The organism is Afipia sp. GW823-FHT06G09 (assembly GCF_058794875.1).
The window spans coordinates 417,180-432,108 of the sequence record NZ_JBXAHF010000004.1 but is presented as its reverse complement, the minus strand read 5'-3'; the positions used below and the strand labels follow the sequence as shown (position 1 = coordinate 432,108).

Sequence of the window (14,929 nt, the reverse complement as noted above, 5' to 3'; positions counted from 1 at the left end):
GAAACACGTGCGTCCAGTATGCGCGCGAAGCAGCAGGACTGCCGCACGAGTGTAGCGCGTTTTGACAGGCCGATGGGGCCGAAATCAGGCGGGCTTATTTAGCTACCGCCAGGATAGTTCGGGCTTTCGCGCGTAATGGTGACGTCGTGGACATGGCTTTCACGCAGACCCGCGCCCGTGATGCGGACGAACTCCGCCTTGTCGTGGAAGTCCTGGATGTCCTTCGCGCCCACATAACCCATCGCGGCGCGCAGGCCGCCGGCGAGCTGATGCAGTACGTTGGCGACCGGCCCCTTGTAAGGCACCTGCCCTTCGATGCCTTCCGGCACGAGCTTGAGCGTGTCCTTGATGTCCTGCTGGAAGTAGCGATCGGCGGAGCCGCGCGCCATTGCACCCACCGAGCCCATGCCGCGATAGGCCTTGTAGGAACGGCCCTGCCACAGGAACACTTCGCCCGGCGTCTCGTCGGTGCCGGCCAAGAGCGAGCCGACCATCGCGACGTCCGCACCGGCGGCGAGCGCCTTGGCAAGATCGCCGGAATACTTGATGCCGCCGTCTGCGATCACCGGAATGTTCGCCTTCTTCGCAGCCTCCACCGAGTCCATGATCGCGGTGAGTTGCGGAACGCCGACGCCTGCAACGATGCGCGTGGTGCAGATGGAGCCCGGCCCGATGCCGACCTTGATGGCGTCCGCACCGGCATCGATCAACGCCTGCGTGGCTTCCGTGGTGGCGACGTTGCCGGCAATGACCTGTACGGCATTCGACAGCCGCTTGATGCGATTGACCGCTTCCAGCACACGCGACGAATGACCGTGCGCGGTATCGACGACAATGACATCGGCTCCGGCCTCGATCAGCCGTTCGGTGCGCGCAAACCCGGCATCGCCGACCGTGGTGGCGGCAGCGACGCGCAAACGCCCCTGTGCATCTTTTGAGGCGAGCGGATAGGCCACCGCCTTTTCCATATCCTTGACCGTGATAAGGCCGACGCAGCGATACTGGTCATCAACCACCAGCAGCTTTTCGATGCGGTTCTGATGCAGCATCTTCTTGGCTTCGGTCTGGCTCACGCCCTCCCTCACCGTGATGAGGTTTTGATGCGTCATCAATTCCGAAACCTTCTGCTCCGGATCGGTCGCGAAGCGGACGTCGCGATTGGTCAGAATGCCGACCAGCTTTCCCGGCTGGCCGTTGCCGCCACCGGTGACGACAGGAACGCCGGAGATGCCGTGATCCTTCATCAGGGTCAGTGCATCGACCAGCTTGGCGTCGGGGCCGATGGTAAGCGGGTTCACCACCATCCCGGATTCGAATTTCTTGACCTGACGGACCTGCGCGGCCTGGCCGTCGCCTTCGAAATTCCGATGGATCACGCCGATGCCGCCGGACTGCGCCATCGCAATCGCCATGGAAGCTTCGGTGACGGTGTCCATTGCCGAGGCGATGATCGGAATGTTGAGCGGAATGGCGCGGGTCAGATGGGTTCGCACATCGGCGTCGGACGGCAGGATGTCGGACAGACCGGGTTTCAGCAGCACATCGTCGAATGTGAATGCTTCGCGGATACCCTGACCCAACTGCTTTGCCATTGCCAACTCCGTTCGGCAGCCTGCGGCTGCGGTAAAAACCTCAGGATGTGCAAAATCGAGCGGTCCGCTAACGCGTCGCTCGAATCGAAGCCCATCAATGGGGTTGGCGGTGGTCGATAGCACGCCCCCATGACGTTTCAAAGCATTTCGCTCGAAAATCAGAGGTTTTTACGCATGGGACATCTGCAATAGCCCCTCTAACAATAGCCTTACCCGGAACGGGTCCGCGCACCGCGAGTTTATCGGCCCGCCAGACTGGCAAAAGGGGCCTATCTAGGACAAACATTCCCCTTCGTGCCCGTCGTCTCCTAAATCCTTCCAAGAAGCCGAAGAAATGCAGAAGGAACGCCTGATACCGCTGATCGTGGCCTGCGCGCTGTTCATGGAAAACATGGACTCGACGGTGATCGCGACATCGCTCCCGGCCATCGCCGCCGATATCGGCACCAGCCCGCTGACGCTGAAACTCGCGATCACATCTTATCTGCTCTCGCTCGCCGTTTTCATTCCGGCAAGCGGCTGGACCGCGGACCGCTTCGGCGCGCGGGCGGTGTTCAGCGTCGCCATCGGCGTGTTCATGGTCGGCTCGATCGGCTGCGCGCTGTCCACGTCGGTCACCGATTTTGTCATCGCGCGCATCATCCAGGGCATCGGCGGGGCGATGATGACGCCGGTCGGGCGGCTGGTGCTGCTGCGCTCCATCGACAAGCGCGCGCTGGTCAACGCGATGGCGTGGGTCACTGTGCCCGCGCTGATCGGCCCCGTGATCGGGCCACCGCTCGGCGGTTTCATCACCACCTACTTCTCGTGGCACTGGATCTTCCTGATCAACATTCCGATCGGATTGCTCGGCATCTGGATGGCGCTGAAGTACATCGACCCGATCAAGAGCGAGAATCCCGAACGCTTTGACGTGGTCGGGCTGGTCCTTGCAGGATTGGGCGTTGCCGGTCTCGCCTTCGGGCTGTCGGTCGCCGGTCTCGGCCTGCTGCCATGGCAAATCGTCGTCGGATTGATCATGGGCGGCGCGATAAGCATGGGGCTCTATCTGTATCATGCCAAGCGGACCGCATCGCCGGTGCTGGATTTCACACTGATCAGGCATCCGACGTTGCGCGCCAGCCTGACTGGCGGCTTCATGTACCGCCTTGGCATTGGCGCACTGCCGTTCCTGCTGCCGCTCCTGATGCAGGTCGGTTTCGGTCTGTCGCCGTTCAAGTCGGGTCTGGTGACATTTGCCTCCGCGGTCGGCGCGCTCGGCATGAAGACTCTTGCCGCGCGGATCATCCGCACCTTCGGCTTCCGCAACATCATGGTCATCAACGCGGTGGTGAGTTCGTTCTTCCTCGCCGCCTGCGCCCTGTTCACGCCATCGACGCCATTGCTGCTGATCATGATCATTCTGGTGGTCGGCGGCTTCTTCCGCTCGCTTCAATTCACCGCGATCAACACCATGGCCTACGCCGAAGTTACGTCCGGTGAGGTGAGCCGCGCGACCACGCTGGTCAGCGTCAACCAGCAGCTCGCGATTTCAGCGGGCGTCGCGGTCGGCGCGTTTGCGGTGGAAACGACCATGGCCGCAAACCATTCCGTCGAACTCAGCGCGAACGACTTCTGGCCCGCGTTCCTGATCGTCGCGGTGCTGTCGGCTCTGTCGGCTTACTCATTCTGGAAATTGCCCGAGGATGCCGGTCACGAAATCTCGGGACACAAGATTCCAGCGATAGAGACTCCGCAGGCGGCGGAAGCCGCGGCAGCGGAATCGACGCAGGACGCGCGCGACCATAAGCTGGGGTAAGTTTCAGAACACGTCATTCCGGGGCGATTGCAAAGCAATATCTCCCTCGTTCAGAAACTCTCTGGATTCCGGATCGGCCGTCCGGAATGACGCTTAAGCGGAAGCCGTGTTCGTCCCCCGAAATCCCAGCGCCAGCACATAGCGCTCGGATGAATCCTGCCGGCTGGCGGCGGGCTTCACATGCTTCACCGTGGCGAAGTCCCGCTTGAGCTGCGCCAGCAGATCGGCCTCGGCGCCGCTCTGAAAGACCTTGGCGAGAAAAGTCCCGCCCGGATTGAGGATTTCGCAGGCGAAGGCCGCCGCATTCTCCACCAGGCCGATGATGCGCAGCTGATCCGTCTTGCGATGACCCGTAGTGTTGGCGGCCATATCCGACATCACGACGTCCGCGCCGCCTCCGATCATGGCGCGCAGCTTGTCGGGCGCGTGCTCATCGAGAAAATCCATCTGCGCGAAAGTCACGCCGGGAAGCTCCGGCATCTCGAGAAGATCGATGGCGACGACCTTGCCCCTCCCGTTATCCTTGCCCTCTGCCGAGCCGACGCGTTTCGCCGCGATCTGGCTCCAGCCGCCGGGCGCAGCGCCGAGATCGACCACCACCTGCCCTCGCTTGAGAAAGCGGTGCTTGTCGTCGATCTCCTGCAGCTTGTACGCGGCGCGCGAGCGAAAGCCGTCGCGCTTGGCCTGCGTGACGTAGGGATCGTTCAACTGACGTTCCAGCCAGAGTTTCGACGACAGCTTGCGCTTGCCGCCGCTCTTGACCGTCACATGCAGCCGTCCGGTGGTGTCTTTCGCCATGGGAGTTGGATCGATCCGAATAAGAGCAAATGCGCTCACGCACCCCTTACGACGTTTCCGCCGCGCCGTCACGAAATCTGAACGGATTTAGCAGGCCAGGATCGCGCCGTCGGCCCGCATCATTTCCACCAGCATGCCTTCACGCAGGCCTCGGTCCGCGACGCGCAGGCGCGGCAGCGGGAACGCCTTGCGGATCGCGTCAAGGATGGCGCAACCGGCAAGGACGAGATCGGCCCGCTCGGCGCCGATGCACGCATTGCGCGCGCGGTCATGATAGGTCATGTCGAGCAGCCGCGTGATGGCGCGATCCATCTCGTCATCGTCCATCCACAAGCCGTCGACCTTGCGCCGATCGTAATGCGACAGGCCGAGATGAATACCCGCCACCGTTGTCACCGTGCCGGAGGTGCCGAGCAGATGCATGCCGGACAGATCGTGGCCGTGGCTGGCTGCGAACGGCGCAAGATGGTGCGCGACTTCGTCGACCATCGCGCCGTAGGATTCGCGGCTGACATGGGTGCCGCCGAAACGCTCCGCGAGCGTGACCACCCCGAGCGGCAGTGAAATCCACGGTCCCTTCAAGGGCGGCGCATGCGGCTCGCCGGCCGGACGCTCGATCCGCACCACTTCCGTCGAACCGCCGCCGATGTCGAACAGGATCGCGCCCTTCGCATTGGCATCGAGCAGCGGCGAACAGCCGATCACCGCCAGCGTCGACTCGGTCTCGCGATCGATCACTTCAAGCTTGATGCCGGTCTCGCGCTCGATCAGGTCGAGAAACGCATCGGCGTTGTCGGCGGCGCGGCAGGCCTCAGTGGCGATGGTGCGCAGCCGCTTTGCGCCCTTGGCGCGAATCTTGTCGCCGCAAACGCTCAAAGCGCCGACCGCGCGGGAGATGGCGGCGTCGCTAATGCGGCCCGTGGTCGAGATGCCCTCTCCGAGCCGGATGATCCGGGAGAACGAGTCGATCACGCGGAACCCGTCATTCGAGACGCGCGCAATCAGCAGGCGGCAATTGTTGGTGCCGAGATCGAGGGCGGCATAGGCCGCAGGTCCGCCCTGAACGCGGATCTGCCCACGGCCATGCGCCTCCTCGGAAACCGGTACTGGCGGGCTGACAGACGGTTCGCGACCGTCGTGCAACCGCACGTCCTCATTCATGAAAGTCCATCTCTGCGGCGCGAACGTCACGCCACGGCAATCCTGTTCAAATAAAGTTTAACAGCGTGCGTGCCCGGCGCAACCGCAGCATACCCGATCACGCATTGTGGCTGCGATTCAGGCGTCTTAAGTTTAACATGCAGCCCACACCCTACGGCCGGAGTGCGATTTTCCGTCGCCAGACCGTGTTTTCAGCGGATTTCTCATGCTCGATCACCCCTCCCGTGTCTCCTCCGAGAACGATATCGCACTGCAAAAATTTGGGATCGGGCAACCGGTCCGGCGCAAGGAAGACGATACGCTGGTGCGGGGCAAGGGAACCTACACCGACGACATCAGCCTGCCGGGCCAGGCCTATGCCTGGATCGTGCGAAGCACCCACGCCCACGGCGTCATCAAGGGCATCGACACAGAGGCGGCACGCGCCATGCCCGGCGTGCTTGGGGTGTGGACCGGCAAGGACCTCGCGAGCGCCGGATACAACCCTTTCACCGTCGGCCTGCCGATGAAAAGCCGCGACGGCTCGCCATTGATGCAAACCAACCGCCTGCCGCTGATGACTGACAAGGTGCGCTTTGTCGGCGATCCGGTTGCCTTCGTCGTGGCCGAAACATTGGCGCAGGCGCGCGACGCCGGTGAATCCGTCGTGGTCGACATCGAGCCGCTGCCGTCGGTCACCAGCGCCGAGGACGCCGCGAAACCCGGCGCACCGCTGCTCTACGATCACATACCCCGCAACGTCGTGCTCGATTATCATGCCGGTGACGACGCCGCGCTCGATGCCGCGTTCGCAAGAGCAACTCACGTCACCCGTCTCGACATCGTCAACACCCGCCTCGCCGTGGTCGCGATGGAGCCGCGCGCGGCGCTTGCCAGCTACGACAAAAAAACCGAGCGCTTCACCATCGAAATCCCGACGCAGGGCGTCGCCGGCAACCGCACGTCGCTGGCAAAAACCCTGAACGTGCCGAACGACAAGGTTCATCTGCGGACGCACCATGTCGGCGGATCGTTCGGCATGAAGAACGCGAACTATCCCGAATATATCTGCATCCTGCATGCCGCGCGGGAACTCGGCCGCGCGGTGAAGTGGACCGACGAGCGCTCGACCAGCTTTCTCTCCGACAGTCACGGCCGCGCGCAGGACGTGCATTGCGAACTCGCGCTTGCCGCCGATGGCGCATTCCTCGGCGTGCGCGTGCGCGGCTACGGCAATCTCGGCGCGTACATCACAGGCGTCGCACCATTGCCGCTGTCGCTCAACATCGCCAAGAACATCAACAGCGTCTATCGCATGCCGCTGATCGGCGTCGACATCAAATGCGTGCTGACCAACACCACGCTGATGGGCGCCTATCGCGGCGCGGGCCGCCCGGAAGCCAACTACTTCATGGAGCGGCTGATCGACCGCGCCGCCGATGAGATGGGCATCGATCGCCTTGCGATCCGCAAGCGCAATTTCATCAAGCCCGCGCAGATTCCTTACGCGGCTGCGAATGGTCTCACCTACGACAGCGGCGACTTCCCCGGTGTCTTCGGCAAGGCGGTCGAACAGGCCGATGTTGCGGGCTTCGCCAAACGCAAGAAGGAAAGTCGCAAGCGCGGCAAGCTGCGCGGCATCGCCGTCGGCTCTTATCTGGAGATCACCGCTCCGCCCAGCGCCGAACTCGGCAAGATCGTGTTCGAGCCGGATGGAACGGTCAGGCTCATCACCGGCACGCTCGACTACGGCCAGGGCCATGCGACGCCGTTCGCGCAGGTGCTCGCGGCGCAGCTTGGCGTGCCGTTCGATGCCATCAAGCTGACGCAGGGCGACAGCGACATCGTTCATTCCGGCAACGGCACCGGCGGCTCGCGTTCGATCACGGCCAGCGGCGCTGCGATCGTCGCCTCTTCGAAGCTGATCATCGAGAAAGGCAAGCAGGCCGCCGCGCATGTCCTCGAGGCCTCCGAAGGCGACATGGAATTCGCGAACGGCCGCTTTACGATTGCCGGCACCGACCGCGGCATCGGCATCATGGAACTCGCTTCGAAGCTGCGGGACTCGAAAATGCCTGAAGGGGTGCCTGCTTCGCTCGATGTCGACCACACCATAAAGGGCGTGCCCTCGACGTTTCCCAACGGTTGTCACGTCGCCGAGGTCGAAGTCGATCCCGACACCGGTAATGTGCGGATCGTCGGCTACAGCGGCGTCAACGATTTCGGCACCGTGGTCAATCCGATGATCGTCGCCGGACAGATTCACGGCGGCGTCGCGCAAGGCATCGGTCAGGCGCTGATGGAATGCGTGACTTATGATGACAACGGTCAGCCGGTGACAGGCTCTTTCATGGACTACGCGTTGCCGCGCGCGGGCGATATTCCGTCGATGACGCTAGGCAGCCATCCCTCGCCCGCCACATCGAATCCGCTCGGTACCAAGGGCTGCGGCGAAGCCGGCTGCGCCGGAAGCCTCGCGACCATCGTCAACGCCGTGCTCGATGCACTGTCGGATGAAGGCGTGACCAGCATCGACATGCCGCTGACGTCGGAAAAAGTCTGGCGCGCGATCCAGGATGGGCGCAAGGCGAAGAAGTCAGCGTAGTCAATGAAGCCGTCATCCTGAGGTGCGAGCTCTTGCGAGAGCTGGTTCAACAGACCTTGACTGACCGGTCTGCTCGAAGGATGACGGCGCATTCGTGCCTCTTAACCGTCGCCCTTCGAGGCTCGCCGCAAGTGTGGCTCACACCTCAGGATGACGAGGAAAGATTGTGCGCAAAGCCTCAATGGTAACGATCGTCATTGCGAGCGAAGCGAAGCAATCCAGCGATCTCACGCCCGGCTCTGAACCGCTCGCAAGTCGCAGACTGGATTGCTTCGTCGCTTCGCTCCTCGCAATGACGGGCTGCAACATTTCGTGATGGGGATACGTATCCCCGCGCTCCGTACCGCGCTTACGTTCGTCGTGTTCTGTTCGTGAGGGGCGCTTTCTAGAGGCGTCTTCAAGGCGGAGCAGGATGCGGCGCCTGCGCGCGTGTCTCGCACACACGCGTCCGGGAGGCTGGGGTCACCGTCCGGGCCAACTACGTGGCTCTGCCGTTCGCCGGCTGGACGCGGAGCGGACGAAGGCGGCGAAAGCCGTCCGGATCAGGGGTCGAGTACCTCCCCCGTCCGCACCCGGAAGTACGGTCCCCTCGCCCAAAATCGCCGCAATGGAGCGCCGCAAGGCGATGCGCTTTCGGAAGACCATCGCTTCGCACGCGATGCCGGAAGCGAAACGATACAAAGGTGCGCCTTGCGGCGCTCCATGCCCCTCGCTTTACAGGGGCAAAGCCAAATCTCACCTCGCGCGGTTCAGCGCGAGAGCGATTGCGCACGCCTTTCGTTGGCGCGAATGGGGCAAGCCCCACACGCGCATGCTGTTTGAAAATTGAATCTGGAAGAGCCGAAGCGAGGCACGCTGTCGCATCACACTCAGTCGTCGTCCCCGCGAAGGCGGGGACCCATAACCACCACAGGCCGTGGTGACAGCGAGAAGATTGCTCCAGCATCTCCCTCAAGTCGATGACTTAAGGAGTGTGGGTCCCCGCCTGCGCGGAAACGACGTGGAGAGAGACTACGCGATGTCTGATAGATGCCTGATGATCCTCGAACCCACGCAAGAATGAACGAACCTACGCTGCCATTGTCTCGCGCGGCTGATAGATCGCCACATGCTGGCAATGCGCGATCGGCTTTGAGCCATTCGCGACGATCACGCCATCCAGCTCGACGAACTTGTGGCCCTTGCGGTCGTAGTTGCCGGTAACCTTCGCGCGCACGGTAAGCTCGTCTTCGACTGCCGCCGTCGCCAGATAACGGATGGTGCTGCCGACATGAATCCACGGACCGAGGATGGCGTTTTCCATCAGCGCCCAGTTCATGGTCCGCAGCAGCATCCCGGTATGAACGATCTTCTCATTCGCATAGATCGGATCGGTTTCGCGAGCATCGCGCAGATACTCCGCAGAGCCTTCCGCGCCCAGCCTGAACGGCGGAATCGAAAGCCACTTGCCGGTTCGATAGGTTTGCTCGCTGGCGGGAGCAGTTTTGCCGGCGACAGCGGCGATCTGGAAATCCCCGAGCGAAATTTTCGGCGTATCGGACGGCATTGAGGCCGTGCCGGACGCGCACAGTTCGCCGCGGCTCTCCACCTTGATGGCAAGACCGTCACCGGTCTCTTCCGCCGTTACAACCGCGGTCTCGCCGTCGTAGACCGGCTTGAAGAAGCGGCCGTCCATCAACCCGCGTTCCAGAAACGGCCGGCCCCATTTCGCCACCGGCATGTGGGTCATGTAGGCGAACACATCGACGCCGGGCACCAGGCCGCCCTGAAATCCGAAGCGGCGCGCGACCTGGTCGTCGTGCATCTTGTTTTCGGAATTCTTGGCGAGATTGTAGGCGTGGACGCTGTAGGGCTTGAGCGCGGTCATCAGTTTCCTCGGATTTTCTGCGTTAATTGGAGAGATGGTACGCAATGGCCGGCCCAAGGCAAGTCGTGCCCGTGCATGCCTTGCACGACCGCCGCGCGTTCCATTCGCCATTTCGGCCAGTCTGGGCTACCAGCATCCGCCTGCCGAACTTTTGCCAATCCAAAGGGTAAGACCTGATCCCATGACCCGCATCTATGTCGATGCCGATGCCTGCCCGGTGAAGGACGAGATTTACCGCGTCGCGGAGCGGCATCGGCTGCCCGTCAGCGTGGTCGCAGGAAATTTCATCCGCGTGCCGAACCATCCGCTGATCGAGCGGATCGCCGCAGGCTCGGGGATGGATGCCGCCGACGACTGGATTGCGGAACGCGCGCAAAAAGGCGATATCGTCGTCACATCGGACATTCCGCTGGCAGCGCGATGCGTCAAAGCCGGAGCCGATGTGATCGCGCCCAACGGCAAGCCATTCTCCGAGGAATCGATCGGCATGACGCTGGCAGTGCGCAACCTGATGACCGACCTGCGCTCCAGCGGCGAAGTCACCGGCGGGCCGCGTTCGTTCTCGCCGCGCGACCGCTCGGCGTTCCTGTCGGCCCTCGACCAGACCATCCGCCGCATCCAGCGCGCGCAACAGAAGTAAGAGCACCGCGACGACATGGCGCCTCCCCTCATCCAGTTGAAAGATATCGCACTGACCTTTGGCGGCACGCCGCTGTTGTCCGGTGTCGAGCTTGCCGTCTCGGCAGGCGAGCGCGTCTGCCTGATCGGCCGCAACGGCTCCGGCAAATCGACGCTGCTGAAGATCGTCGCGGGTCTTGTGGAAGCCGATCGCGGCAGCCGGTTCGTGCAGCCCGGCGCAACGATCCGCTATCTGCCGCAAGAGCCGGACTTCGACGGCTTCAAAACCACGCTGGCCTATGTCGAAGCGGGGATGAATCCCGGCGACGACCACTATCAGGCGCAGTATCTGCTTGAGCAACTGGGCCTGACCGGCACGGAAGATCCGGCCAATCTCTCCGGCGGCGAAGCCCGGCGCGCCGCGCTTGCCCGCGTGCTGGCGCCCTCGCCCGACATCCTGCTGCTGGACGAACCCACCAACCACCTCGACCTCACCACTATCGAATGGTTAGAGGGCGAACTCGCCAGCCGCCGCAGCGCGCTGGTGATCATCAGCCATGATCGGCGCTTCCTCTCCAACCTCTCCCGCTCCACCGTCTGGCTCGACCGGGGCGAGACACGCCGCATCGAAAAGGGCTTCAGCGCGTTCGAGGAATGGCGCGACGAGGTGCTGGCGGAAGAAGAGCGCGACCAGCACAAGCTGGATCGCAAGATTGTCGCGGAAGAACACTGGCTGCGTTACGGCGTCTCCGGCCGCCGCAAGCGCAACGTCAAGCGCCTCGGCAACCTGTTCGAACTCCGGCAGCAGCGCCGCGACTATCGTGGAACCGCCGGCAAGGCGAACCTTGCCGCCGCGGAAGCCGAGACATCCGGCAAGCTGGTGATTGAGGCCAAGCACATCGGGAAGTCATACGGCGAGCGCAAGATCGTCGATGATTTCTCAACACGCGTGACGCGCGGCGATCGTATCGGCATCATCGGTCCCAACGGCGCAGGCAAGACGACGCTTATTGGGTTGCTGACGGGTGGCGATGCCCCCGACACCGGCACCATCCGCCTCGGCGCCAATATCGAAATGGCGACGCTCGACCAGCATCGCGAAAGCCTCGATCCGAAAACCACGCTGGCCGACGCACTCACCGGCGGACGCGGCGACAGCATCATGGTCAACGGCACGCCCAAGCATGTCATCGGCTATATGAAAGACTTTCTTTTCGCCAGCGAGCAGGCGCGCACCCCGCTTGAAGTCCTGTCGGGCGGTGAGCGCGGGCGGCTGATGCTGGCACGTGCGCTGGCGAAGCCTTCGAATCTGCTGGTGCTCGACGAACCCACCAACGATCTCGATCTTGAAACGCTAGATGTGTTGGAGGAAATGCTCAGCGACTATCAAGGCACGGTGATTCTCGTCAGCCACGATCGCGACTTTCTCGACCGCGTCGTCACGTCCGTCATCGCGCCGGAAGGCAACGGCAAATGGGTCGAATATGCCGGCGGCTATTCCGATATGCTGGCGCAGCGCGGCGCGGACTTGCAGGAAAAGAACATTAAGGCGGTGGCCGCCGAAACGTCAAAATCCGCGAAAAGCACCACCGCCGCACCCGTAGCGTCATCGAAACGCCGTCTCAGTTTCAATGAAAAGCACGCGCTGGAAACATTGCCGAAGACAATGGCCAAGCTGCAGGCCGAGATCGCAAAGCAACAGAAGCTGCTGGACGATCCCGAGCTCTATACGAAAGATCGCAAGGCATTCGATGCCGCGTCCGCCGCAATCGCCAAGGCGCATGGCGAACTCGACGCCGCCGAGGAAAAGTGGCTGGAGCTTGAAATGCTGCGCGAGGAAATCGAAAGCGGGGTCTAACCGTTCAGATAATTCAGCGCGCCATGCCCCGCCGCAACGCCTGTCGCGAAACACGCCTGCAACAGATAGCCGCCGGTTGGCGCTTCCCAGTCCAGCATTTCGCCGGCGACAAATACGCCGGGCAGCTTGCGCAGCATGTAGTTCGCATCGATCTCATTGAAGGAAACTCCACCTGCCGTGGAAATCGCGCGAGCGACAGCTGCGACGCCGGTGAGCTTGATGGGAACGGCGTTGATGAAGGCGGCAAGTTCCTTTGAGCTCATCGTAGACAGATTTACTCCAACTGCGATTGCTGCTTCCTGCAACAACCCGATGGCAACGGGTGAAAGACCCGCAGCTTTTCGCAAGTAAGTCGACATCGACCGCTTTTGCCGCGGCGCGCTGACGCGCGCGGTCAGATCGGACATGGCAAGGTCGGGCCGCAGTGCTACATGGAGAGCAGCCTCACCATGCGCGAGCACGGCCTCGCGCAACGGGGCCGATAGCGTATAGATCGCGCCGCCTTCAATGCCGTCGCGTGTAATCGTCGCTTCGCCGCGCACCGTCTGTCCGCCGAAGGACAAGGCAACGCCTTTCAAGGGCTGTCCCTCAAAGCGGTCGCGGAACAAATCCGACCATCCAACGCGGAAGCCGCAATTGGCAGACCGCAGCGGCGCGATCTCGATATCCCTCGCCTTGAACGAATCGATCCAGCCACCATCTGCACCTAACTTCGGCCAGCTCGCGCCGCCGAGCGCAATGACCGTCGCATCAGGTTTCAGTGACTTGAGGCCTTCGGGTGCCTCGAACTGCAACGCGTTACTTGCATCCCATCCCGTCCAGCGATGGCGAAGCGCCAACTGCACGCCGGACTGATCGAGACGCCGCAGCCATGCGCGCAGCAAGGGCGATGCTTTCATCGCTTGCGGAAACACCCGTCCGCTTGTACCCACGAAGGTCGGCTGGCCGAGGGCTTCGCTCCATGCGCGTAACGCATCGGGCGGAAACGCTTCTATGGCGGCACGCAGATGCGGCGTGGCCTCGCGATAACGGTGAAGGAACGCATCCAGCGGTTCGCTGTGGGTGAGATTGAGCCCGCCGCGTCCGGCCATCAGGAACTTGCGTCCGACCGACGGCATACGATCGTAGATCGTGACCCGCGCGCCGCCTGTCGCTAAAACTTCAGCCGCCATCAGTCCCGCAGGACCGGCACCGATGACGGCAATATTCAAGTTTAGCCGCCCATCGATGGCAGCTTGATACCCGCTGCCTTTGCGGCCTGCTCCACATATTTGAAGGTCTGGAAGAACGCGCCACCGAGATCACGCGCGGTCGACATGTCGCCGATCTTCGCGAAGTTCGCCGCGATGGCGTCCGGCGTCCACTGATCCTGCGGCAGGTTGAGACCCTCGGTCTCAACGACCTTGATGACCGCGAAAGAGCCCGCCCCTGCACCCATGATGGTTCGGGTCGGTGCATCTTCGCTCAAAAGATAAAGCACCGCCGGGGTGATCGCTTCAGGCTTCATCAGCGCCAGGATTTCCGGTCCGATCAGGCCTTCGGTCATGCGCGTCGCTGCCGTCGGTGAGATCGTGTTGACGCGAATGTTGGTCTTGCGGCCTTCCTCGGCGAGGACATTCATCAGTCCGACCATGCCGGCCTTTGCAGCAGCGTAATTCGCCTGCCCGAAGTTACCGAACAGACCCGACGATGAGGTCGTGACGACGATGCGGCCATAGTTGCGCTCACGCATGCCTTCCCACACTGCGCGGCAGCAGTTGAACGTGCCGGTCAGATGCACGGCGATAACCTTTGCGAAATCCTCCGGCTCCATCTTGGCGAAGGACTTGTCGCGCAGGATTCCGGCGTTCGCCACCATGAGATCGACGCTTCCCCATTTCATCGAGGCGCGGGCGACCATCTCCTTGACCTGCTCGAAGTTCGAGACATCCGCACCGTCGGCCATCGCCTCGCCGCCGGCCTGGCGGATTTCTTCGACCACCGCTTCTGCCGGGCTGACCGAACCACCGCTGCCATCGCGCGCCGCACCCATGTCATTGACGACAACCTTCGCGCCAAGCTTCGCCAATCCCAGCGCATGCGCGCGTCCGAGACCTGCACCTGCGCCGGTTACCACCGCAACACGTCCATCGAATCTGATTGCCATGATCGTCCCTTAACGTTCGGGGAAAGAAATACGTTATGCGAAGAAGTGCATTCCGAGCCAGTCCGCAACCAGCGCAGGCTTGGGCTCTCCCTCGATTTCCAACGTCGTGTTGGTGCGCGCCAGCAACTCCTTGGGCGACTTCATGGTCGCCTCGGAAAGCACGAAACGCGCGCGCACGCGCTTGCCCGCACGCACGGGCGTAAGAAACCTTATCTTGTCGAAGCCGTAGTTGATCGACATCGCTGCGCCATTCAGAGTCGGCATGGTCGCATACGCAAGCTTCGGCAGCACCGACAGCGACAGGAATCCGTGCGCGATGGTTCCGCCAAACGGCGTCTCGCGCTTTGCGCGTTCCGGGTCGATGTGAATGAACTGAAAGTCTTCGGTCGCATCGGCGAACGCGTCGATCTGTTTCTGATCGATCGTATGCCATTCCGAAACGCCAAGCTCTGTGCCCACGAGCTTCAGGTAATCATCAAGATTCATCGCAGCGCCCACGAACCATCT

The 14,929-nt window shown here is 62.4% G+C and carries 11 protein-coding genes; 4 read left to right on the top strand and 7 right to left on the bottom strand.

Annotation, left to right across the window (positions count from 1 at the left end; genetic code table 11):
* Positions 1–98 precede the first annotated feature (98 nt).
* Positions 99–1,592 carry an IMP dehydrogenase gene (gene guaB / locus AC1Q67_RS18845; protein WP_492236795.1) on the bottom strand — a complete coding sequence of 498 codons (1,494 nt, stop codon included), beginning with the start codon at positions 1,590–1,592 and terminating at the stop codon, positions 99–101.
* A gap of 334 nt (positions 1,593–1,926) precedes the next feature.
* On the opposite strand from guaB, the gene AC1Q67_RS18840 reads away from it, so the two are divergent.
* Positions 1,927–3,390 carry an MFS transporter gene (locus AC1Q67_RS18840; RefSeq protein ID WP_492236796.1) on the top strand — a complete coding sequence of 488 codons (1,464 nt, stop codon included), beginning with the start codon at positions 1,927–1,929 and terminating at the stop codon, positions 3,388–3,390.
* A 93-nt stretch (positions 3,391–3,483) separates the two neighbouring features.
* Here the strand turns inward: AC1Q67_RS18840 and AC1Q67_RS18835 are convergent, their stop codons facing one another.
* Together AC1Q67_RS18835 and AC1Q67_RS18830 are read right to left on the bottom strand one after the other, a co-directional pair.
* Positions 3,484–4,188: an RlmE family RNA methyltransferase gene (locus tag AC1Q67_RS18835; protein ID WP_024574644.1), complete on the bottom strand. Its 705-nt coding sequence runs from the start codon at positions 4,186–4,188 to the stop codon at positions 3,484–3,486.
* A gap of 87 nt (positions 4,189–4,275) precedes the next feature.
* A complete protein-coding gene (locus AC1Q67_RS18830) occupies positions 4,276–5,349 on the bottom strand; it encodes a Ppx/GppA phosphatase family protein (protein WP_492236797.1) in 1,074 nt (357 codons plus the stop codon).
* Between the two features lie 205 nt (positions 5,350–5,554).
* Between AC1Q67_RS18830 and AC1Q67_RS18825 the strand changes: the two genes are divergently transcribed.
* Complete coding sequence (locus AC1Q67_RS18825) at positions 5,555–7,933, top strand: xanthine dehydrogenase family protein molybdopterin-binding subunit (RefSeq protein ID WP_492236798.1); 2,379 nt, start codon at positions 5,555–5,557, stop codon at positions 7,931–7,933.
* 1,069 nt (positions 7,934–9,002) lie between these two features.
* Here the strand turns inward: AC1Q67_RS18825 and AC1Q67_RS18820 are convergent.
* The gene (locus AC1Q67_RS18820; protein ID WP_492236799.1) at positions 9,003–9,800 is read right to left on the bottom strand and encodes a hotdog fold domain-containing protein; all 798 of its coding nucleotides are present in this window, start codon (positions 9,798–9,800) and stop codon (positions 9,003–9,005) included.
* Between the two features lie 181 nt (positions 9,801–9,981).
* On the opposite strand from AC1Q67_RS18820, the gene AC1Q67_RS18815 reads away from it, so the two are divergent.
* Together AC1Q67_RS18815 and AC1Q67_RS18810 are read left to right on the top strand one after the other, a co-directional pair.
* Positions 9,982–10,440 carry a YaiI/YqxD family protein gene (locus AC1Q67_RS18815; protein WP_492236800.1) on the top strand — a complete coding sequence of 153 codons (459 nt, stop codon included), beginning with the start codon at positions 9,982–9,984 and terminating at the stop codon, positions 10,438–10,440.
* A 15-nt stretch (positions 10,441–10,455) separates the two neighbouring features.
* On the top strand, positions 10,456–12,276 hold the full coding sequence (locus tag AC1Q67_RS18810; protein WP_492236801.1) for an ABC-F family ATP-binding cassette domain-containing protein: 1,821 nt from the start codon (positions 10,456–10,458) through the stop codon (positions 12,274–12,276).
* Here AC1Q67_RS18810 and AC1Q67_RS18805 read toward each other — a convergent pair.
* Genes AC1Q67_RS18805 through AC1Q67_RS18795 form a run of 3 tightly spaced genes read right to left on the bottom strand, consistent with a single transcriptional unit; the run spans position 12,273 to position 14,920 of the window.
* Positions 12,273–13,487, bottom strand: coding sequence for a BaiN/RdsA family NAD(P)/FAD-dependent oxidoreductase (locus AC1Q67_RS18805; protein WP_492236802.1), 1,215 nt, complete (start codon positions 13,485–13,487; stop codon positions 12,273–12,275). The genes AC1Q67_RS18810 and AC1Q67_RS18805 overlap by 4 nt on opposite strands.
* 2 nt (positions 13,488–13,489) lie before the next feature.
* The gene (locus tag AC1Q67_RS18800; RefSeq protein WP_024574637.1) at positions 13,490–14,422 is read right to left on the bottom strand and encodes an SDR family NAD(P)-dependent oxidoreductase; all 933 of its coding nucleotides are present in this window, start codon (positions 14,420–14,422) and stop codon (positions 13,490–13,492) included.
* A gap of 33 nt (positions 14,423–14,455) precedes the next feature.
* Positions 14,456–14,920, bottom strand: coding sequence for a MaoC family dehydratase (locus AC1Q67_RS18795; RefSeq protein ID WP_024574636.1), 465 nt, complete (start codon positions 14,918–14,920; stop codon positions 14,456–14,458).
* Positions 14,921–14,929: the final 9 nt, after the last annotated feature.

Bases quoted from the DNA above. Each gene is read 5' to 3' on its own strand.
- AC1Q67_RS18800 (WP_024574637.1), bottom strand. From the start codon at position 14,422: ATGGCAATCAGATTCGATGGACGTGTTGCGGTGGTAACCGGCGCAGGT.
- AC1Q67_RS18830 (WP_492236797.1), bottom strand. From the start codon at position 5,349: ATGAATGAGGACGTGCGGTTGCACGACGGTCGCGAACCGTCTGTCAGC.
- AC1Q67_RS18825 (WP_492236798.1), top strand. From the start codon at position 5,555: ATGCTCGATCACCCCTCCCGTGTCTCCTCCGAGAACGATATCGCACTG.
- AC1Q67_RS18820 (WP_492236799.1), bottom strand. From the start codon at position 9,800: ATGACCGCGCTCAAGCCCTACAGCGTCCACGCCTACAATCTCGCCAAG.
- guaB (WP_492236795.1), bottom strand. From the start codon at position 1,592: ATGGCAAAGCAGTTGGGTCAGGGTATCCGCGAAGCATTCACATTCGAC.
- AC1Q67_RS18810 (WP_492236801.1), top strand. From the start codon at position 10,456: ATGGCGCCTCCCCTCATCCAGTTGAAAGATATCGCACTGACCTTTGGC.
- AC1Q67_RS18840 (WP_492236796.1), top strand. From the start codon at position 1,927: ATGCAGAAGGAACGCCTGATACCGCTGATCGTGGCCTGCGCGCTGTTC.
- AC1Q67_RS18835 (WP_024574644.1), bottom strand. From the start codon at position 4,188: ATGGCGAAAGACACCACCGGACGGCTGCATGTGACGGTCAAGAGCGGC.
- AC1Q67_RS18815 (WP_492236800.1), top strand. From the start codon at position 9,982: ATGACCCGCATCTATGTCGATGCCGATGCCTGCCCGGTGAAGGACGAG.